This is a genomic window from Halomonas marinisediminis (assembly GCF_004347715.1).
GTDB classification, from domain to species: domain Bacteria; phylum Pseudomonadota; class Gammaproteobacteria; order Pseudomonadales; family Halomonadaceae; genus Halomonas; species Halomonas icarae.
Map to the genome: position 1 here is coordinate 1 of NZ_SLTR01000922.1, position 216 is coordinate 216.

Sequence of the window (216 nt, forward strand, 5' to 3'; positions counted from 1 at the left end):
ACCTTGTTTTGAGGGGGGCTTCCCGCTTAGATGCCTTCAGCGGTTATCCTGTCCGATCATAGCTACCCAGCACTGCCGTTGGCACGACAACTGGTCCACCAGTGGAGCGTTCACCCCGGTCCTCTCGTACTAGGGGCAACTCTTCTCAAGTCTCCTACACCCACGGCAGATAGGGACCGAACTGTCTCACGACGTTCTAAACCCAGCTCACGTACC

At 56.9% G+C, this 216-nt stretch carries 1 rRNA gene; it reads right to left on the reverse strand.

Features of this window, described 5'->3' with window-relative positions:
• A 23S ribosomal RNA gene (locus E0702_RS18970) occupies positions 1-216 on the reverse strand; the annotation flags it as partial.